Here is a 19,257-nt window from a genome sequence, read left to right as displayed (position 1 = left end):
CTCTCCCGCATCACGGCATGCGCATACATACATGCCCCGCTCCCGCGCTTTCCCGCTAGAATCGTCCGACAAATATCACACAACCGGACGGTGATCGCCGTATCGCCGCCGGCACTGAGAGAGCATGGGACGTCGAACATGGAATCATGTGAGCGAGACGCGACCATTCAGAGGCCATGGTCACGCCGATATCGGTGCGCACGTCGAGTCGCACCCTCAACCCGATCGCATCCGGATGCATCACACGACGCACGAAGCGAAGCCGGTCATGCTGCGTAAGGACGCACTCGTCGCGTTCGCGCTCGGTATTGCGCTGCTCGTGGCCGCGGCCGCGCTCGCCGTCACCGCGGGCGGCGCGGCCGGCCATCTGGTCCGCGCGCCGGGCACGGTCGTGCGCATCGTGCAGGACAGCGACGCGATGCGTGCATATCGCCCGATCGTCGCCTATCTCGCGAACGACGGCCGGCGCCGCGAAGTCGCCGGCAATACCGCGTCGATGGTGCCGGCTTACGACATCGGCGAAAGCGTCGACGTCCTGGTCGACCCCGACCATCCGAACCGTCCCGCGCTGATCGACGATTTCGCGCAACGCTGGTTTCCCGTCGCGGTGCCTGCCCTGCTCGCGCTCGCGTCGCTTGCGATCGGCAGCCTGTTGTACGTGAACGAGCGCCGCAACCGGCAAGCCGACGCGTTTTCCGCACCGGCCGACCGCAAGACGATCCGGCGCCGCTGGAACATCGCGATCGTGCTGATCCCGATCGCGATCGGCACCGGTTTCCTCGCCGGCGCCGGCGCTGTCGGGCTGCGCCAGTGGCAGATCGACCGCCATTACGCGCGTTCGACCGGCCATGTCGTCGAGATCGCCGAAACGGCCCACTCGCCCCCCGCCCGCACGTCGCTCTACTCGGTGAGCATCGCGTTCAAGACCGACAGCGGCCGCCAGGTCACGTTCGCGCAAGGCTCGGCGTCATCGAATCCCGGGCTGTACGAAGGCGAGATCGTCGACGTGCTGTACGACCCCGTCACGCCCGAGCGCGCGGTCGTCGACCGGTTCTGGGACCGGTGGGCGCTCACGGCGATCCTGTTCGCGATCGGCGCGCCGTTCCTGGCGGCAGGGTTGTTCATTGCCGGCACCCTGTGGCCCGACCATCGGCCGCACGAAATCGCCGAATGACGCACGGCGAACCGGGCCGGCGACGCCGCTGCCCCCGCCTCACCGCTCCCTGAACGCCTCCACCTTCGCGCGGTTTCCGCACGTACGCATGTCGCACCAGCGTCGCCCGACGCCGCGGCCGCGATCGATGAAGAACCACGTACAGCGGCCGCACTGCCGCACGCGCGCGAAATCGTCACCGCGCAGCAGATGCTCGAACCCGAGCGCGGCCGCGTCGATCCAGCGCGACGCGGCGCGCGCATCGGGGCGCCACGCGAAGCGGCCGTCGACGGCCTCGAACGTGCTGCGCCCGATCGCATCGCGAATCGCCACGGCGAGCCGGTCCGCCGCTCGCGCGCCGGCGCTGCCGCCGTCGCCGGCCGTCAGGTACGCGAGCGCCGCATACGCATCCTCGCGAAAGCCGTGCAGCGCAGCCAGCTCGTCGGCGCCGTCCTGCCGGGGATGACGCAGAAACCGCGTCAGATCGGCCGCCGCCAGCAACCCGGATTTCGCGGCCCACGCACGGACGGCCGGCCAGTCGGCGAGCTTGTCCTCGTCGCGCGTCTTGCCCGTGTCGGCCACCGTATTCAGGAAGTCGAGCGCCGGATGGCCACCGACGAAATCGGCCGCGCTCCACGCATTCGCCTGTCGCACAGGCTCGTATCGAGTAACCATTTATTTGCACCTATCGGTTTCATATCCGGACGAACCGGCGTAACCTGTTAACCACCAATATAGGTTAGCACGGAGGTACCGATGCTCGATCTCGCCAATCGCTTCAATTTCGAAGGTCACCGGATCGCCTGGGGCACGCTCGGCGAAGGGCCGCCGCTCGTGCTCGTGCACGGCACGCCGTTCTCATCGCAGGTGTGGCGCCGGATCGCGCCGTGGCTCGCGCGGCGCCATCGCGTGTTCTTCTACGACCTGCTCGGCTACGGCCAGTCGGACATGCCCGACGCGGACGTATCGCTCGGCCGGCAGAACGTGCTGTTCGGCGCGCTGCTCGACGAATGGAAGATTTCGCGCCCGCGCGTGCTGGCGCACGACTACGGCGGCGCGACGGTGCTGCGCGCGCATTTCCTCGACGGCATCGCCTATTCGGACCTGACGCTCGTGAACCCGGTCGCGATCGCGCCGCAGGGCTCGCCGTTCGTGCGGCATGTCGCGCAGCACGAAGCAGCGTTGACCGGGTTGCCGGCCTATGCGCATCACGCGCTCGTGTCGGCCTATATCGGCCAAGGGGTCGCGCAGCCGTTGAGCGACGACGTGCTGTCGATCTACCGCGCGCCATGGCTCACGCCCGCCGGCCAGGCTGCGTTCTATCGGCAAATCGCGCAGATGCGCCAGCGCTACATCGAGGAAGCAGAGGCCCGCTACGCGCCGCCGGACTTTCCGGTGCGCATCGTCTGGGGCGAGGACGACCGGTGGATTCCGCTCGAACAGGGGCAGGCGCTTGCCGATCGCATCGCGAACGGCAAGCTGATCAGGGTGCCGCGCGCGGGTCACCTGGTCCAGGAAGATGCGCCGGAGGCGATCGTCGCCGCCGTGCTCGACCGGTAGGCGCACCGGCGCGGGTGCAACGTGCAGTGCCGCTTACCAGGGCAGCGAATAGGTCTTCGTATTCGTGAAGCTCTTCATCGCTTCCTGCACGCCCTCCTTGTAGCCGAGACCCGAATCCTTCACGCCGCCGAACGGCGTGAGTTCGAGCCGGTAGCCCGGCACCTCGCGCACGTTCACGCTGCCGACTTCGAGCTCCGTGATGAAGCGCGTGATGCTGTCGAAGCGGTTCGTGCAGACCGATGACGACAACGCATAGTCGGTGCTGTTCGACATCCGGATTGCCTCGTCGATGTCGCGAAAGCGCATGATCGGCGACACGGGGCCGAACGTCTCGTACTTCACGAGCGGCATGTCGGGCGTCACGCGATCGACGACGGTCGGCGAATACAGCGCACCGTCGCGCACGTTGCCGACCAGCAGGCGCGCCCCGCGCGCAATCGCATCGTTCACCTGCTGCTCGCAGAACTTCGCGGCCGCCTCGTCGATCACCGTGCCCATGTCGACCGACGGATCGGCCGGGTTCCCGTACGCCCACGCGCGGGTTTTCTCGACGACCAGCTCGGTGAAGCGATCGGCCACCGCCTCGTGCACGAGCATTCGCTTGATCGCGGTGCAGCGCTGCCCGGAGTTCTTGTACGAACCCGACACGGCGAGCGTGCTCGCCTCGTCGAGATCGGCGTCCTCCATCACGATGATCGGATCGTTGCCGCCGAGCTCGAGCACCGCGCGCCGGTAGCCCATCCGCGACGCGATCGACTTGCCGATCGACACGCCGCCGGTAAACGTGATCAGGTCGATCGCCGGGTTCGTGATCAGCTCGTCCGCGATTTCCTTCGGGTCGCCGGTCAGCACCTGCAGCATCTGCGGCGGCAGGCCAGCTTCATACAGGATGTCCGCGAACAGGTAGCACGACAGCGGCACCTTCTCCGACGGCTTCACGACGATCCGGTTGTTGGTCGCGACCGACGGCACGACCTTGTGCGCGACCTGGTTCATCGGATGGTTGAACGGCGTGATCGCGGAAATCACGCCGAGCAGCGGCTCGCGCTGCGTGTACACGCGGCGCTTCTTGCCGTGCGGCGTCAGATCGCACGAGAAGATCTGCCCGTCGTCCTTCAGCACTTCGCCCGCGCCGAACGTGAGCACGTCGGCGACGCGCCCCGCTTCATACGTCGAATCCTTGAGACACAACCCGGCCTCGGCCGTGATCAGCGCCGCGATCTCGGCGGTGCGCGAGCGCACGATGTCGGCCGCGCGGCGGAGGATCGCCGCGCGCTCGTGGCGCGTGAGCGACGGCCGGTAGGCACGCGCGACCGCAAACGCGCGCCGCACGTCGTCGAGCGTCGCCTTCGGCACGGTGCCGACGAGCGCGCCGTCGTACGGGTTGCGCACCTCGATCACCGCGTCGCGATAGATCCTTTCACCATCGATTCGCAGTGCTTCACGATGAAGCGCGCTGACCTCCGTCGATGCTGCAATGGCGTTCATGAGTATCTCCCTGGCGGATGCGTCCGCGTCATTGCAGATGGTTGAGCGCGATGTCGATGATGTCGAAGTTGCGCAGCCGCGCGCGGCCCGTGACCGCGGTCGCGACCGGTTTGCTGAAGATCAGCGGCACGATCTGCTCGGAGATCCCGCCGTGCGAGCGCAGCGGCACGTCGAGCCCCGACAGATCGTGCTTGATGCGGCGCGTACCGAGCACGACGTCCTGCTTCGAGATCACGATCAGGTCGCCCATCCGGTCGGGCGGCAGCTCGAAGCGCGCGCAGCCTTCGGCGCCCGTCAGCACGACCTCGATGCCGTCCACCGCGGCGAGCCGCGCGCGCAGCGCGTCGACCCGGGTGGAATCCGGCACGTAGACGGTCGCGAACGAGCCGAGCGCACCGTGATGCACGACGTACGGGTCGGTGATCGGCAGGATCACGCGCGCCGCGTCGTGGCCGAGCCACGCGTCGAACAGCTCCTGCAGGTAGATCACGTTCGGCTCGCCGGTCTCGCCGTCGTGCTTCGCGTTCATCCCGTGATCGGCCGTGATCGCGACGATCGCGCCGAGTTCGTCGAGCCGCTTCAGATACGTGTCCATCATCTGGTAGAACGCGTTCGCGCCGTCGGTGCCGGGCGCGCACTTGTGCTGCACGTAGTCGGTCGTCGACAGGTACATCAGGTCGATCGGCCGCGTCTCGAGCAGGCGCACGCCGGCCGCGAACACGAATTCCGACAGGTCGGCGCTGTACACGCTCGGCACCGGCTTGCCGACCAGCTCGAGCACGTTGTCGATGCCGTTTTCCGAGAGGCTCGCCTCGTCGGCCTTCTCCGACGAGAAGCAGATGCCCTTGAGCCCCTTGCCGAGCAGGCGGCGCAGCTTGTCCTTCGCGGTGACGACCGCGACGCGCGCGCCCCGCTCGGCGAAAGTGGCGAGCACGGTGGGCGCGACGAGATACTTCGGATCGTTCATCAGCACCTCGGCGCCGGTGTCGCGATCGTAGAAGTAGTTGCCGCTTATCCCGTGGATCGCCGGCGGCACGCCGGTAACAATCGACAGGTTGTTCGGGTTCGTGAAGCTCGGCACCACGCACTCGCCCTTGAGCGCCGTGCCCGGCTTCAGCAGCGTGCGCAGGAACGGCGCGACGCCGGCCTCGGCCGCCATCTCGAGATATTCATACGCACAGCCGTCGACGCAGACCACCACCACGGGGCGGCTCATCCAGTTGTAGCGGCGGCCGTTCACTTCCACGGATACAGGCGTTTCAGTCATGACGTTCATTCCTTTCGGTTCGAAGAGGGGTTGAGTCGTCGGCGCCCGCGCCGCGCCGATGGGGGTGTTTTCCATGCTTGACATTAAAATTGATGATTTGTAGATTGTCAACAACATGCAGAGAACAGAAAGCAAAATACGAAAGCACGAGGAAGCACGAGAAGCACGAAGAGGGCTGGTCTCCACTCATCCGCCGCGTGCCGCGGCGCCACAGTCAAGGGGTCTGAAGATGAACGAAGTGCCGGTACACAAGCGTTTGAATGGATGGGCGACGGGCGCGGCCCGCGTCGCGCTCGCCGCCGCGGTGGCGCTCGGCGCCGCGCAGGCAGCGCACGCGAAGACGTCGCTGCTCGTCTATACCGCGCTGGAAGACGAGGCGATGAAGCCCTACAAGGACGCGTTCGAGAAGGCGAACCCGGACATCGAGATCCGCTGGGTGCGCGACTCGACCGGCTCGGTCACCGCGAAGCTGCTCGCGGAGAAGAACAACCCGCGCGCGGACGTCGTGCTCGGCCTCGCCGCATCGAGCCTGACGCTGCTCGACCTGCAGGGAATGCTGATGCCGTATTCGCCGAAGGGCTTCGACCAGCTCACGCGCAAGTACAGCGATGCGAACACGCCGCCGCACTGGGTCGGCATGGACGTGTGGGGCGCGACCATCTGCTACAACCGCGTCGCCGCGCAGGCGAGGAACATCCCGAAGCCGACGTCGTGGGAAGACCTGACGAAGCCGGTCTACAAGGGCGCAATCGTGATGCCGAGCCCGGTGTCGTCGGGCACCGGCTACCTCGACGTGACCGCGTGGCTGCAGACCTTCGGCGACGACAAGGGGTGGAAGTTCATGGATGCGCTCGACAAGAACGTCGCGCAGTACGTGCACTCGGGCTCGAAGCCGTGCACGCTCGCCGGCACCGGCGAATTCCCGATCGGCATCTCGTTCGAGTTCCGCGGCCACGAACTGCAGGCGCAGGGCGCGCCGATCGACCTCGTGTTCCCGAAGGAAGGGCTCGGCTGGGACATGGAAGGCACGGCGATCATGAAGACGACCCGGCAGCCGGACGCCGCGAAGAAGCTCGCGGACTTCATGGCGAGCAAGGAGGCGAACCAGATCACCGCACGCTGGTGGGCGATCGTCGCGTACCCGGGCGTTGCGCGCAAGCTGGCCGGCATCCCCGACAACTATGCGGACCTGCTCGTGAAGAACGACTTCGTGTGGTCCGCGAAGAACCGCCAGTCGATCCTCGAGACCTGGCAGAAGCGCTACGGGGCGAAAGCACAGCAATGACGCAGCACTAACGCCGCAACCGGCAGCGGGGCTGCGCGACGCGCCGCCCCGCCGCCCTTCCCATCGTCGTATCCGGCCCGCGTGCGGGCCGCCCGCAGCGTGGAGGCGTGCATGGCACCCTATCTGAGCGTAGAACGCATCGAAAAGCGGTACAACGACACACAGGTCCTCACCGACATCAACCTGAGCGTGATGAAGGGCGAGATGATCTGCTTCCTCGGGCCGTCCGGCTGCGGGAAAACCACGCTGCTGCGGATCATCGCGGGGCTCGAGGCGCAAAGCGCCGGCCACATCACGCAGGACGGCCGCGACATCTCGCGGCTGCCGCCGCAATTGCGCGACTACGGCATCGTGTTCCAGTCGTACGCGCTGTTCCCGAACCTCACCGTCTACGACAACGTCGCCTACGGGCTCGTGAACCGCCGGATGAAGCGCGACGAGATCCACGCGCGCGTGCATACGCTGCTCGCGCTGGTCGGCCTGCCCGACAGCCACCGCAAGCATCCGGGGCAGTTGTCCGGCGGTCAGCAGCAGCGCATCGCGCTGGCGCGCGCACTCGCGACGTCGCCCGGCCTGCTGCTGCTCGACGAGCCGCTGTCCGCGCTCGACGCACGCGTGCGCGTGCGGCTGCGCCAGGAAATCCGCGCGCTGCAGCAGCGGCTCGGCGTGACGACGATCATGGTCACGCACGACCAGGAAGAAGCCTTGTCGATGGCCGACCGGATCGTCGTGATGAACCACGGCGTGATCGAGCAGATCGGCACGCCGCTCGAAATCTACCGGCAGCCCGCGTCGCCGTTCGTGGCCGACTTCATCGGCCGCGTCAACACGATCCCCGCCGAAGTCGCCCAGGACGGCACGCTGCGTGCGGGCGGCGTCGGCTTCGACTGCCGCCACGGCACCACCCGGCCGGCCCAGGGCGCGGCCGTGTCGGTCTACGTGCGGCCCGAGGACCTGCGCATCCGCATTCCGGGCGAATCGGCCGACAACGTGCTGGCCGGCCGCGTCGAGAAGCTCGAGTTCCTCGGCGCGTTCTGCCGCGTGAGCTTCCGGATCGACGGGCTCGACGGCCAGGAGATCGTCGCCGACCTGTCGTATCACGACGTCGACCGCACCGGCGTGCAGGCCGGCGCGCGCATCGACCTCGCGCTCGATCGCGAGCATGTCCGCGTGTTCCCGAGCGCGAAGGAGCGACTGCAATGAGCACCGTCCTCACCGAACGCCGCCGCGGCGCGGCCGCCCCCGCCGACGTGCGGCAGATCACGCACTGGCACGACCGACTCGCGCAGCTCGCGCTCGTCGCGATGGCCGCGCTGATGTCGCTGTTCCTGCTGCTGCCGCTCGCGCTCGTCGTGCAGAAGTGCTTCGTCGATGCGGACGGCCATTTCGTCGGCGCGCACAACTTCGTCGACTATCTCGAGGACACCGGCGTGCTGCGCTCGATGCTCCATTCGCTGACGGTCGGCGCGCTCGTCACGTCGATCGTGGTGCCGATGGCGTTCACGTTCGCGTATGGGCTGACGCGCTCGTGCATGCCGCTGAAGAACGCCGCGCGCACGATCGCGTTGCTGCCGCTGCTCGCGCCGACGCTGCTGTCCGCCGTGTCGTTCATCTACTGGTTCGGCAACGCGGGGCTGCTCAAGCCGCTGCTGCACGGCCATTCGATCTACGGGCTGCCGGGGATCGTCGCGAGCATGGTGTACGCCTCGTTCCCGCACGTGCTGATGATCCTCGTCACCGCGCTGTCGCTCGCGGACGGCCGGCTCTACGAGGCCGCCGACGCGATGGGCACGAGCCGCACGCGCAAGTTCTTCACGATCACGCTGCCCGGCGCGAAGTACGGGCTGATCAGCGCGACGATGGTGGCGTTCACGATGTGCATCAACGACTTCGGCGTGCCGGTGGTGATCGGCGGCTCGTACAACGTGCTGTCGACCGACATCTACAAGCTGATCATCGGGCTGCAGGATTTCAACCGCAGCGCGGTCGTGAGCCTGATGCTGCTGTGCCCCGCCCTCGTCGCGTTCGGCGTCGACTTCTTCATCCGCCGCCGCCAGCAGTCGCAGCTCGGCGCGCGCTCGACGCCGTACCAGCCGAAACCGTCGCGGGGTTTCGACGCCGCGATGCTCGCGTACTGCGCGCTCGTGTGCACGTTCTTCATCGCGGTGGTCGGCATCTCGGTGTTCGCGTCGTTCGTGAAGTTCTGGCCGTACCAGATGAGTGTCGGGCTGCAGCACTACAAGATGGGGCTGATCGGCGCCGGCATCTTCGACGCATACAAGAACAGCCTGCGGATGGCCGCGACCGTCGCGCTCGGCGGCACGATCGTCGTGTTCGGCGGCGCCTACCTGATCGAGAAGACCCGCGGCGCGCGCTGGCTGCGCGGCTTCATCGCGCTGTGCGCGATCCTGCCGATGGGCGTGCCGGGTCTCGTGCTCGGCATCAGCTACATCTTCCTGTTCAACGCGCCCGGCAATCCGCTGAACGGGCTGTACGGGTCGCTGTGGCTGCTCGCGATCGTGACCGTGGTCCACTACTACGCGTCGAGCCACCTCACCGCCGTCACCGCGCTGCGGCAGATCGACAGCGAATTCGAGGCCGTGTCGGCGTCGCTGAAGGTGCCGTTCTACAAGACCTTCATGCGCGTCACCGTGCCCGTGTGCCTGCCCGCGATCCTGCTGATCGCGCGCTACCTGTTCGTCAACGGGATGACGACGGTTTCCGCCGTCGCGTTCCTGTACTCGCCGGACACGCAGCCCGCCTCCGTCGCGATCCTGAACCTCGACGACGCGGGCCAGATGGGCCCGGCCGCCGCGATGGCGACGCTCGTGCTCGCGACCTCGTCGTTCGCCTGCGTGCTGTTCGCCTGCATCTCGCACCGCCTGTTGCGCCGCACGCAAGCGTGGCGCACCCCGCACCGCCGTTGATCCCCTAGCCGCATTCACGTGACGTCCCGACCTCACCCAGGAGACACCATGACGCTCGCCCCCCAGCCGATCCTGCTCACCCCCGGCCCGCTGACCACCTCCGACCGCACGCGCGACGCGATGCTGCGCGACTGGGGTTCGTGGGACAGCGACTTCAACGCGATCACCGCGCGACTGCGCGAACGCCTGCTGCAGATCGTGCACGCCGAAGGCACGCACGAATGCGTGCCGCTGCAGGGCAGCGGCACGTTCTCGGTCGAGGCGGCGATCGGCACGCTCGTGCCGCGCGACGGCCACGTGCTCGTGCCGAACAACGGCGCGTACTGCGCGCGGCTCGCGAAGATCTGCCGCGTCCTCGGCCGCACGCTCACGACGATCGACTACAGCGAGGACCGCCGCGTCGATCCGGCCGACGTCGAACGGGCACTCGTCAGCGATCCGGCCATCACGCATGTCGCGCTCGTGCACTGCGAAACGGGCGCCGGCGTGCTGAACCCGCTGCACGACATCGCACAGGTCGTCGCGAAGCATGGCCGCGGGCTGATCGTCGACGCGATGAGCTCGTTCGGCGCGATCGACATCGACGCGCGCACGACGCCGTTCGACGCGGTGATCGCGGCGTCCGGCAAGTGTCTCGAAGGCGTGCCGGGGCTCGGCTTCGTGATCGCGAAGCGCACCGCGCTCGAACGCTGCGAAGGCAACAGCCACTCGCTCGCGATGGATCTGTACGACCAGTGGGTGTACATGCAGCGCACGACGCAATGGCGCTTCACGCCGCCGACGCACGTGGTCGCGGCGCTCGACGCGGCCGTCGCGCAATACGTCGACGAAGGCGGGGTCGCCGCGCGCGGCGGCCGCTACCAGCGCAACTATCGCGCGCTGATCGACGGGATGCTCGCGCTCGGCTTCCGGCCGTTCCTCGATCCGGCGATCCAGGCGCCGATCATCGTCACGTTCCACGCGCCGGACGATCCGAACTACGACTTCAAGCGGTTTTATCAGGAGGTCAAAAAGCGCGGCTACATTCTGTATCCGGGCAAGCTGACCGAAGTCGACACGTTCCGCGTCGGCTGCATCGGCCACTTCGGCGAAGCCGGCATTCCGGGCGCGGTCGCCGCGATCGCCGACACGCTGAAGGCGATGGGCGTGCGCCGCGTGTCCGCCGAAGCGGCGGCCTGACGCGACGCACCCGGCCGCATCGCGGCGCGCGCCTCATCGCCGCGCGCCGCCGTGCGGCGGTTTCGCTTTCGTTTTCCCGCCGTGCGCGGCACGGCAACCCGACTCTTACCGGCACGACACCGATGCGACCCTTCTGGATCGAACAAGCACTGTTCAACGACGGCGACCTCGCCCCCGCGCTGCAGGGCGCGACGCAGGCCGACGTCTGTATCGTCGGCGGCGGCTTCACCGGGCTCTGGACCGCGATCCAGGCGAAGCAGCAGAACCCGGCGCTCGACATCGTGATACTCGAGGCCGACCTGTGCGGCGCCGGCGCGAGCGGACGCAACGGCGGGTGCCTGCTCACGTGGGCCGCGAAATTCCTGACGCTGCGCCGGCTGTTCGGCGAAGCGGAAGCGATCCGGCTCGTGAAGGCGTCGGAGGCGGCCGTCCAGCACATCGCCGACTTCTGCCGTGCGCATCGCATCGATGCCGAACTGCGGCTCGACGGCACGCTGTACACGGCGACGTCGCGCGCGCAGATCGGCACGCTCGCGCCGGTGCTCGACGCGCTCGCCGCGTGCGGCATCCACAGCTACGAACCGCTGCCGGCCGCCGACGTCGCGCGCCGCTCGGGCTCCGCCCGCAATCTCGACGGCGTGTACTCGCCGATCGCCGCGACCGTGCATCCGGGCAAGCTCGTGCGCGGGCTGCGCCGCGTCGCGCTCGACATGGGGATCCGGATCCACGAGCGCACGCCGCTCGTCGACTTCACGCGGGGGCAGCCGGCCGTCGTGCGCACGCCGTCGGGCAGCGTGCGCGCGGGCAAGCTGGTGTTTGCGATCAACGCGTGGATGGCGAGCCGCTTCCCGCAGTTCGAACGCACGATCGCCGTCGTATCGAGCGACATGGTCATCACCGAAAAATGCCCGGAACTGCTCGAGAAAACCGGGCTCGTGGACGGCGTATCGGTGCTCGATTCGCGGATCTTCGTGTACTACTACCGCACGACGGCCGACGGTCGGCTGATGCTCGGCAAGGGCGGCAATACATTCTCCTGGCGCAGCCGCATCGCGCCGGTGTTCGACCGGCGCTCGCCGTACGAGGCGCAGCTCACGCAGAGCCTGCGCGACTTCTTCCCGTCGCTCGCGGGCGTGCCGGTCACCGCGAGCTGGAACGGTCCGTCGGACCGCTCGGTGACGGGCTTCCCGTTCTTCGGCCGCCTCGACGACGCGCCGAACGTGTTCTACGGCTTCGGCTATTCGGGCAACGGCGTCGGGCCGACCTACATGGGCGGGCAGATCCTGTCGTCGCTGGTGCTCGGCCTCGACAACGCGTGGACGCGCAGCCCGATCGTGCGCGGTCCGCTCGGCCATTTCCCGCCGGAGCCGATCCGCTATGTCGGCGCGCACGTCGTGCGCAATGCGATCCGCCGCAAGGAGCGTGCGGAAGACGAGAGCCGGCGGCCGGCGGCCGTCGACACGTGGCTCGCGAAGTTTGCGAGCGCGGCGGGGAAGGCGGACAAGGGGTGACGAGGCGTCGACGTCACGACGCACCGATGCGATGACGCGGCGCGCAAGAAAAAAGGGACGCTGCGAAGCGTCCCTTGGCTTTGGGTACGGCGGGCCGTGCGGCGGCGTTACACGCGCTCGGCTTTCTCGCGCGCCGCCTTGCCCGTCGCGGGCAGCCCCTGCTCGTGCGTGCGGCGCATCCGTGCGAGACCGTGCGCGACGTGCTCGCGCACGAGCGCGACCGCCTTCTCCTCGTCGCCGCTCGCGAGCGCCTGCACGATCTTGTCATGCTCGGCCGCGGACACCGCGATGGCATCCTCTTCCGCCTCGATCGCAGCCTGGCGCAGCAGCCCGAGCTGGCGCACGAGCCGGCGATAGGTATCGGTGAGGTGCGTATTGCCGACGCCGACCACCATCGCGTCGTGGAACTGCACGTTCAGCTCGGTGTAGCGCGTGACGTCGTGCGTCTTCGCGGCGTCCTTCATTGACTGGATGATGCCCTTCAGCACCTTCAGCGTGTCGGGCGAAATGCGCTTCGCGAGCGCACGCGCGACCGACTCGTCGAGCATCGCGCGCACTTCGTAGATTTCCTCGGCCTCGCGCAGCGGCACGACCCGCACCGTCACGCCGCGGTTCTTCTCGTTGCGCAGCAGCCCGGCCTGCTCGAGCGCGCGGAACGCTTCGCGCACGGGACCGCGCGACACGTTCAGCCTGGTCGCGATATCGACTTCGTTGAGCTTCTCGCCGGGTGCGTATTCGCCGGACACGATCGCGCGCTCGAGCATGTCCTGCACGATCATCGCGAGCGACTGGCTTTGCAGGAGTTCGATGGCGTTGAGTGCGGTCGGGGCGGTCATGGTCGGGCAGGCAGCGACGCTGCGGGTGAGAACGAAGGCGCCATATCGGCGAATGATCCCTGTATACCCTCGGCCCTAAATATTGTCAACAGTTTTCAGTTTCCAAAAACCAATCGCGCGGCCGGCGTGAATATGCCGAACCGCGCAATGTTAGCCCGCCGTCAGGCGGTCTGCTTCACCGGCCCCGGGTCGCTCTGGCTCGGCCGGCCCGTCTCGACGTGGCCCGCGAAGCGGCGCACGACCTTGTCGTCGCCGCCGCGCAGCGTCGTCGCGGTCATCGTCAGATCGTACCAGCCGTGGCTCGACGACAGCTCGACGTGATCCTCGATGCGCGCGCCCGGCTCCAGCGTGTAGGTGCGCGCATGCGCGTGGCTGTACGCATTGTCGACGACCACCCGGCACGCCGCGCGGCCGCTGTTGCGCAACTGCAGGTACACGTGGCGGTTGCGCACGTCGTAGCCGATCTTCGCTTCCGGGTTCGCATGACTACCGTCCGCGGCCAGCCGCGTGTTGCCCTGGAACTCGCACAGATAGCCATTCGGGCCATACGCGGCGAGATGGTAGTCGCCGCGCGCGGCCGACGTGCTCCAGGTATCGGCGAAGCGGTCGTGCGACGACACCGCGTAGCGGCGCGGCGGCGTCGCCGGATTGCGGCGGTCGTACACGTAGAACGCGGCGCCCGCGTCACCCGAGTTCGCGAAATCGAGCGACACGCTGTCGTCGCGGCCGTTCACGCGCGCATGCACGAACAGCTCGTACGGCAGCGCGCGCGCCGGACGCGTGCCGGGCTCCTGCGCCGGCATCGACTGCTGCGCGGGCACTTGATACGCGTGGCCGGCGGTGGCGATGTGCTGCGGTACCGTGAAGCTCACCGTGCGCGTATCGGGGCGCGCGGAGAAATCGAACGCCGACGTGAGGTCGCCGCAGACCGACCGGCGCCACGCGCTGATGTTCGGCTCCTTCACGCCGAAACGCGCTTCGAGGAAACGCAGCACCGACGTGTGATCGAACGTCTCCGAGCAGACCCAGCCACCCTTCGTCCACGGCGAGATGATGATCAGCGGCACGCGCGGCCCGAGGCCGATCGGCTGGAGGCCGCCCGGGTCCGCGCCGGGCACCAGCGGGCTCATCTCGCCCGGGTACTTGTTCAGGTCGAGCAGTTCGTCGCCGAGGTTCGACAGCAGGTTCGACGACACGATGCCCTGGCCGCCCACGCCGCTCGTGACCGGCGGCACCGGCGGCACGACGTGGTCGAACAGCCCGTCGTTCTCGTCGTAGTTGAGGATGAACACCGTCTTCGCCCACACCTCGGGGTTCGACGTCAGCGCCTCGAGCACCATGTTGATGTAGAACGCGCCGTCGGTCGGCGACGCCTGCGGATGCTCGCTGTACTTGTACGGCGACACGATCCACGACACCTGCGGCAGCCGGTTCGCCTGCACGTCGGCCTTCAGCTCGGCGAGCGTGTGGTCCGACGCGCCCTTGTCGACCAGCGCGCCGCTCGCGCCTTCCTTCACCTGGAAGCGCTTGAAGAACATCAGCGAATTGTCGGTGTAGTTGTCGGTCGGATCGCCCGGAATGCCGGTGCCGCCCTGGTAGACCTTCCAGCTGATCTTCGCGTCCTCGAGGCGCTCGGCGTAGGTCGTCCACGTGTAGCCGTTCACGTCGTTGCGCTCGCCGATGCCCGGGCCGTTCGGCTGGGTGCCGTAGACGTTGCGCGGGTCGACCGTGCCGGTCCACAGGTAGATGCGGTTCGGTGCCGTGTCCGCGTGCGCGGAGCAGAAGTACGAGTCGCAGATCGTGAACGCGTCGGCGAGCGCGTAGTGATACGTGAGGTCCTGACGCTTCAGGTAGCCCATCGTCAGCACGTCCTGCTTCTGGTTCACCCACTGGTCCCACTGGCCGTTGTTCCAGGACAGGTGGCCGCTGCTCCAGCCGTGGTTGGTGCCCGGCTGGAATTCGGTCGTCTGCTTCGGGTCAAGGTAGAACGGCAGCACGTACGGCGCGGCCGGGTCGAGCCCGCGCGAATGGTAGTTCTTCGTGAACACCGACGCCGGCGGCTGCTGCCACACCGGCGCACCGTTCGGCAGCAGATGCGGACGCGGGTCGTTGAAGCCGCGCACGCCGCGCAGCCCGCCGAAGTAGTGATCGAACGAGCGGTTTTCCTGCATGAAGATCACGACGTGTTCGACGTCGCGAATCGTGCCGGTGCGATACGCGGCCGGCATGGCCAGTGCGTTGCGGATCGCGGGCGGGAAGCCGGCGTAGGCGGCCATCGCGCCGGCCGACTGGGCGGCGAGGCGCAGGAAATCGCGTCGATTGTTGGCGGACATGAAGAGGATCCTGTGGGTCGGTAGAGGTGGCGCCGGTCGAGCGGGGCCGGCGGTCGTGCGTTGCCGCTATTAGTCCGCACCGGCATGTCCCGGCCGTGACCGGATCCAGCAGGTTTCTTGCGCTCACCCCCAGCTTTTTTTCGAAGCGGCGCACGACGCGTCTTTCATCCGGCCGACACATGCATACGGTACGCTGACGCGCGATGAAGACGGGGGAGAAGCCGAGTCGTGTTCGATCAGCTGAAGGCGTTCCACGCGACCGTCCGGCAGGGCAGCATCACGCGCGCCGCGCGCCATCTGGGCGTGAGCCAGCCGACGATCGCCGCGCAGATCCGGCAGGTCGAGCAGTTGTACGGCGTCGAGCTGTTCTACCGCAGCGGCCGCAAGCTCGAGGTCACCGAGACCGGGATCGAGCTGCTGCCGCTCGTCGAGAAGATGATCGCGCTCGAGGCGCAGGCCGACATCATGCTGCGCAACGTCGGCGGCCTGTTCGAAGGCCATCTGCGGATCGGCGCCACGGGGCCGTACTACATCATGGATGCGGTCGGCCGCTTCTCGCACGCGCATCCGTCGATCGCGCTCACGTGCCGGATCGGCAATTCGGAGGAAATCCTGCAGGCGCTGCAGGATTTCCGCATCGACCTCGCGGTGTCGTCGCAGCGCAATGACGCGGACGGCCTCGAACGCAAGGTGATCTCCACCGATCCGCTCGTGCTCGTCGTGCATCGCGACCATCCGCTCGCGCGCTTCGACGCGATCGACGCCGCGCAGCTCGCCGACGTCCGGCTGCTGATCCGCGAGGAAGGGTCGGTCACGCGCCGCTGCACGGAGACGATCCTCGCGGCGGCCGGCGTCGCGGCCACGTCGGTCGCCGAGATCGGCAGCCGCGAAGCGATCCGCGAGGCGATCCTGCATGGCGTGGGCGGGAGCCTGTTTCCGCGCGGCGAGGCCGAGCGCCATCCGGACCTGCGCGTCGTCGCGCTGCGGGGCGTCGACACGACGATCGACGAATACGTGTACTACCTGAAGGCGCGCCGCCAGAGCCCCGCGATCGATGCGTTCCTCGCGTGCATCCTGCGGGCGCAGCCGGCCACGCACGATGCGGCACGCGCGGCGCGGGAGGTGAACGCGCGCTGAGCCGGCGCGCGTTCACCGGTTTCGCGGACTTCCCGTCGCACTTCCCTGCACTTTCCGGCGCTTTCCCTCGTTGTTGTCCTCGTGCCTTCCTTGTGGCTTCGCCGCGCGTTATTTAGGCAGCGCGGGGATCATCCACGTCAGCACGTGCTGCTGCAGGAACACCAGCACGCCGAGCAGCAGCGTGAGGATCACGCTGTGCCAGAAGGTGCGCGCGAACACGACGCCTTCCTGCCCTTTCAAGTCGGTCGTCGACACGCCCGTCGCGATGTTCTGCGGCGAGATCATCTTGCCCATCACGCCGCCCGACGAGTTGGTCGCGGCCATCAGCACCGGATCGAAGCCTAGCTGGCGGGCGGCGACGACCTGCAGGTTGCCGAACAGTGCATTGCCGGACGTGTCGCTGCCGGACAGGAACACCGCGATCCAGCCGAGCGACGCCGACACGAGCGGGAACAACGCGCCGGTCGACGCGACGCCGGTGCCGAGCGTGTAGCTGATCCCCGAGTAGTTCAGCAGGTACGCGAGCCCGACGATCATCATCACCGTGACGATCGCGATCCACGTTTGCCGCCACGTCTTGACCACGCATTCGAAGAACGCGCCGACGCCGGTGCGCGTCAGCGCGGCCGTGATGATCGCCGACAGCAGGATCGCGGTGCCGGTGCCGAGCGGCTGGAAGTCCCAGATCGCCGCATACGGCTTGTGGTACAGCGACACGAATACCGCGTTGTGCAGGCCCGGCCACTTGATCTTCACGTCGCCGATCGCCGCGATGTTCGCGTGCACCCAGACGATCACGACCACTGACACGACGAGCCACGGCAGCCAGCCGCCGAAGCCCGCGCGTGCGGCGCCGGCCGTGGCCGGCACGCTGCGCGCAAGCGCGTACTGCGGATCGGGCTGCGGCTTCCACACCTGCAGGAAGCCGATCGTGACGATCAGCGACGTGAGCGACGACAGCACGTCGGTGAGCTGGTAGCCGAGGAAGTTCGACGTGACGAACTGCGCGATCGCGAAACTGGCGCCCGACACGAGCAGTGCGGGCCACAGCTTCGCGATCGAGCGCATGCCGCCGTATGCGCCGACCACGTAGAACGGCAGCAGCAGCGCGAAGAACGGCAGTTGCCGGCCGACCATCGCGCCGAGCGTCGCGGGCGGCAGCGACGTGACCGCGCCGAGCACGGTGATCGGCACGCCGAGCGCGCCGAACGCGACCGGGGCCGTGTTGAACAGCAGCGTGTAGGTGAGCGCTTCGAGCGCGGGGAAGCCGAGCGCGATCAGCAGCGCGCTGGTGATCGCGACCGGCGTGCCGAAGCCGGAGATCCCTTCGAGCAGACAGCCGAACGAGAACGCGACGACGAGCAGCACGAGGCGGCGGTCGTCGGGCAGGTTGTCGAGCATCCACTGCCGGAACTGGTCGAAGCGGCCCGACTTCACCGCGATGTTGTACAGCAGCAAGGCGTTGAACACGATCCACATCACGGGCACGAGCGCGAGCGCCATGCCGGCGCCGACCGCGTTGAACGCGAGGCCGACCGGCATGCCCCACGCACCGATCGCGACCGCGAGGCCGGCGACGAGCCCGGCCAGCGACGCCTGCCACGCCGGCCGGCGCAGCACGCCGAGCGCGATCAGCGCGACCGCGATCGGGATCACCGCGACGAGGAACGACAGGAGCAGCGAGTTGGCGACGGGCGTCAACGGCTGCGCGAACAGGATGCCGGGCGGCAGGGCTGCGGTGGGATTCATCGTGTCTCGTGTCTCCGTGTCGGCAGGAGTTAGCGCTTTAGCGCTTACTCCTGTCCCATGCTTCGCGGTCGGCAGGAGTTAGCGCTTTAGCGCTTACTGCTGCCCCATGCTTCGCGGTCGATAGGAGTTAGCGCTTCAGTACATTCCACGGCGGCGAAGGCGCCCGACGCTTGCGCATGCAACCATGCCGCGGCGCCGACCGATCAGTCGCTTAAAAGAGGTTAGGAGGCGCATCGCCCTTGTACAAGGAGGGCAAGCCCGATACGCGCGGCGCCGATACACGGCGTCCCCCGCACGCTGACTTGCGGCCGGCAGCCCGCTGACACGTGCGCCAGCAAGCCACCGGGGCGCAATGTTGCTCAACCGGCAAAGGTGACTGATGGCGGGCGGGGTGTTTCGTTTGGCGTCCGAAGCCTAGACTCGCTGCATCGATTCCGCCCGTGCCCACGACGGCGCGGCTCCGGAGACTCACGGAGCAAACACGATGAAAACCATGAAGCTTGCGGCCTGCACGTTACTGCTGATCGGCTCGGCTGTCGCCGCCCAGGCCCAAGCCCACGCCGCGTCCACATTGACGCGCGCGGACGTTCGCCAGGAACTCGTTGAATTGCAGGCCGCCGGCTACCGGGCAAGTCTCGCCAGCAGTCCCGACTTTCCGCAAAACATGCAGGCGATCATGCGGCGTGCCGCACAGGCGCGCGGCGACGCGGCCGGCTACGGCAGCGACGGCCATGCGAACGTGGAATCGGGGAAGCCAGCACTGCCGCACGTGGTCGATCGCGACACGTACGCGCATCACTGAAGCGGATAAACCGGGCCGCTCGTCAACACG

At 67.8% G+C, this 19,257-nt stretch carries 15 protein-coding genes; 9 read left to right on the top strand and 6 right to left on the bottom strand.

Going from position 1 to position 19,257, the window contains the following annotated elements:
• The first annotated feature begins 124 nt into the window (after positions 1 to 124).
• The gene (locus SB771_RS23895; protein ID WP_175661975.1) at positions 125 to 1,174 is read left to right on the top strand and encodes a DUF3592 domain-containing protein; all 1,050 of its coding nucleotides are present in this window, start codon (positions 125 to 127) and stop codon (positions 1,172 to 1,174) included.
• Positions 1,175 to 1,213: 39 nt separating this feature from the next.
• On the opposite strand, the gene SB771_RS23890 is transcribed toward SB771_RS23895, so the two are convergent.
• Positions 1,214 to 1,828, bottom strand: coding sequence for a CGNR zinc finger domain-containing protein (locus tag SB771_RS23890; RefSeq protein ID WP_175661974.1), 615 nt, complete (start codon positions 1,826 to 1,828; stop codon positions 1,214 to 1,216).
• An 81-nt stretch (positions 1,829 to 1,909) separates the two neighbouring features.
• Here SB771_RS23890 and SB771_RS23885 point away from each other — a divergent pair, with 81 nt between their 5' ends.
• A complete protein-coding gene (locus SB771_RS23885) occupies positions 1,910 to 2,713 on the top strand; it encodes an alpha/beta fold hydrolase (RefSeq protein ID WP_175661973.1) in 804 nt (267 codons plus the stop codon).
• 33 nt (positions 2,714 to 2,746) lie between these two features.
• On the opposite strand, the gene phnY is transcribed toward SB771_RS23885, so the two are convergent.
• Both phnY and phnA read right to left on the bottom strand, forming a co-directional pair.
• Entirely contained in the window at positions 2,747 to 4,201 is a 1,455-nt protein-coding gene (phnY, locus tag SB771_RS23880) for a phosphonoacetaldehyde dehydrogenase (protein WP_175661972.1), read from the bottom strand.
• A gap of 28 nt (positions 4,202 to 4,229) precedes the next feature.
• Positions 4,230 to 5,468 carry a phosphonoacetate hydrolase gene (phnA, locus tag SB771_RS23875; protein WP_175661971.1) on the bottom strand — a complete coding sequence of 413 codons (1,239 nt, stop codon included), beginning with the start codon at positions 5,466 to 5,468 and terminating at the stop codon, positions 4,230 to 4,232.
• A 229-nt stretch (positions 5,469 to 5,697) separates the two neighbouring features.
• On the opposite strand from phnA, the gene SB771_RS23870 reads away from it, so the two are divergent.
• The 5 genes from SB771_RS23870 (at position 5,698) to SB771_RS23850 (ending at position 12,370) form a co-directional block, all read left to right on the top strand.
• A complete protein-coding gene (locus SB771_RS23870) occupies positions 5,698 to 6,753 on the top strand; it encodes a putative 2-aminoethylphosphonate ABC transporter substrate-binding protein (RefSeq protein ID WP_175661970.1) in 1,056 nt (351 codons plus the stop codon).
• A gap of 111 nt (positions 6,754 to 6,864) precedes the next feature.
• Positions 6,865 to 7,956 (top strand): putative 2-aminoethylphosphonate ABC transporter ATP-binding protein, encoded by a 1,092-nt coding sequence (locus SB771_RS23865; protein WP_175661969.1) that lies wholly within the window; start codon positions 6,865 to 6,867, stop codon positions 7,954 to 7,956.
• Entirely contained in the window at positions 7,953 to 9,680 is a 1,728-nt protein-coding gene (locus SB771_RS23860; RefSeq protein WP_175661968.1) for a putative 2-aminoethylphosphonate ABC transporter permease subunit, read from the top strand. Before SB771_RS23865 ends, SB771_RS23860 begins: the two co-directional genes overlap by 4 nt.
• 48 nt (positions 9,681 to 9,728) lie before the next feature.
• Entirely contained in the window at positions 9,729 to 10,859 is a 1,131-nt protein-coding gene (locus SB771_RS23855) for a 2-aminoethylphosphonate--pyruvate transaminase (RefSeq protein WP_175661967.1), read from the top strand.
• Positions 10,860 to 10,981: 122 nt separating this feature from the next.
• Positions 10,982 to 12,370, top strand: coding sequence for an FAD-dependent oxidoreductase (locus tag SB771_RS23850; protein WP_175661966.1), 1,389 nt, complete (start codon positions 10,982 to 10,984; stop codon positions 12,368 to 12,370).
• Between the two features lie 107 nt (positions 12,371 to 12,477).
• Here SB771_RS23850 and SB771_RS23845 read toward each other — a convergent pair whose 3' ends face one another.
• Positions 12,478 to 13,206, bottom strand: a complete 729-nt coding sequence (locus tag SB771_RS23845; protein WP_175661965.1) for a phosphonate utilization associated transcriptional regulator — start codon at positions 13,204 to 13,206, stop codon at positions 12,478 to 12,480.
• 161 nt (positions 13,207 to 13,367) lie between these two features.
• Positions 13,368 to 15,539: a phosphocholine-specific phospholipase C gene (locus SB771_RS23840; protein WP_175661964.1), complete on the bottom strand. Its 2,172-nt coding sequence runs from the start codon at positions 15,537 to 15,539 to the stop codon at positions 13,368 to 13,370.
• A 228-nt stretch (positions 15,540 to 15,767) separates the two neighbouring features.
• On the opposite strand from SB771_RS23840, the gene SB771_RS23835 reads away from it, so the two are divergent.
• Entirely contained in the window at positions 15,768 to 16,676 is a 909-nt protein-coding gene (locus tag SB771_RS23835) for a LysR family transcriptional regulator (RefSeq protein WP_175661963.1), read from the top strand.
• 108 nt (positions 16,677 to 16,784) lie between these two features.
• Here SB771_RS23835 and SB771_RS23830 read toward each other — a convergent pair whose 3' ends face one another.
• Positions 16,785 to 18,425: an L-lactate permease gene (locus SB771_RS23830; protein ID WP_175661962.1), complete on the bottom strand. Its 1,641-nt coding sequence runs from the start codon at positions 18,423 to 18,425 to the stop codon at positions 16,785 to 16,787.
• 484 nt (positions 18,426 to 18,909) lie between these two features.
• On the opposite strand from SB771_RS23830, the gene SB771_RS23825 reads away from it, so the two are divergent.
• The gene (locus SB771_RS23825) at positions 18,910 to 19,227 is read left to right on the top strand and encodes a DUF4148 domain-containing protein (protein WP_175661961.1); all 318 of its coding nucleotides are present in this window, start codon (positions 18,910 to 18,912) and stop codon (positions 19,225 to 19,227) included.
• The last annotated feature ends 30 nt before the right edge of the window (positions 19,228 to 19,257 follow it).

The sequence above is a fragment of the Burkholderia sp. SIMBA_051 genome, from assembly GCF_046534915.1.
In the GTDB taxonomy this organism is placed as follows: domain Bacteria; phylum Pseudomonadota; class Gammaproteobacteria; order Burkholderiales; family Burkholderiaceae; genus Burkholderia; species Burkholderia ambifaria.
The sequence above is the reverse complement of the archived record's forward strand: the minus strand, read 5'-3'. Positions and strand labels throughout refer to the sequence as shown.

Excerpts from the sequence above, each read along its gene's own strand:
- SB771_RS23895 (WP_175661975.1), top strand. The coding sequence starts at position 125 with ATGGGACGTCGAACATGGAATCATGTGAGCGAGACGCGACCATTCAGA.
- SB771_RS23890 (WP_175661974.1), bottom strand. The coding sequence starts at position 1,828 with ATGGTTACTCGATACGAGCCTGTGCGACAGGCGAATGCGTGGAGCGCG.
- SB771_RS23885 (WP_175661973.1), top strand. The coding sequence starts at position 1,910 with ATGCTCGATCTCGCCAATCGCTTCAATTTCGAAGGTCACCGGATCGCC.
- phnY (WP_175661972.1), bottom strand. The coding sequence starts at position 4,201 with ATGAACGCCATTGCAGCATCGACGGAGGTCAGCGCGCTTCATCGTGAA.
- phnA (WP_175661971.1), bottom strand. The coding sequence starts at position 5,468 with ATGACTGAAACGCCTGTATCCGTGGAAGTGAACGGCCGCCGCTACAAC.
- SB771_RS23870 (WP_175661970.1), top strand. The coding sequence starts at position 5,698 with ATGAACGAAGTGCCGGTACACAAGCGTTTGAATGGATGGGCGACGGGC.
- SB771_RS23865 (WP_175661969.1), top strand. The coding sequence starts at position 6,865 with ATGGCACCCTATCTGAGCGTAGAACGCATCGAAAAGCGGTACAACGAC.
- SB771_RS23860 (WP_175661968.1), top strand. The coding sequence starts at position 7,953 with ATGAGCACCGTCCTCACCGAACGCCGCCGCGGCGCGGCCGCCCCCGCC.
- SB771_RS23855 (WP_175661967.1), top strand. The coding sequence starts at position 9,729 with ATGACGCTCGCCCCCCAGCCGATCCTGCTCACCCCCGGCCCGCTGACC.
- SB771_RS23850 (WP_175661966.1), top strand. The coding sequence starts at position 10,982 with ATGCGACCCTTCTGGATCGAACAAGCACTGTTCAACGACGGCGACCTC.
- SB771_RS23845 (WP_175661965.1), bottom strand. The coding sequence starts at position 13,206 with ATGACCGCCCCGACCGCACTCAACGCCATCGAACTCCTGCAAAGCCAG.
- SB771_RS23840 (WP_175661964.1), bottom strand. The coding sequence starts at position 15,539 with ATGTCCGCCAACAATCGACGCGATTTCCTGCGCCTCGCCGCCCAGTCG.
- SB771_RS23830 (WP_175661962.1), bottom strand. The coding sequence starts at position 18,425 with ATGAATCCCACCGCAGCCCTGCCGCCCGGCATCCTGTTCGCGCAGCCG.
- SB771_RS23825 (WP_175661961.1), top strand. The coding sequence starts at position 18,910 with ATGAAAACCATGAAGCTTGCGGCCTGCACGTTACTGCTGATCGGCTCG.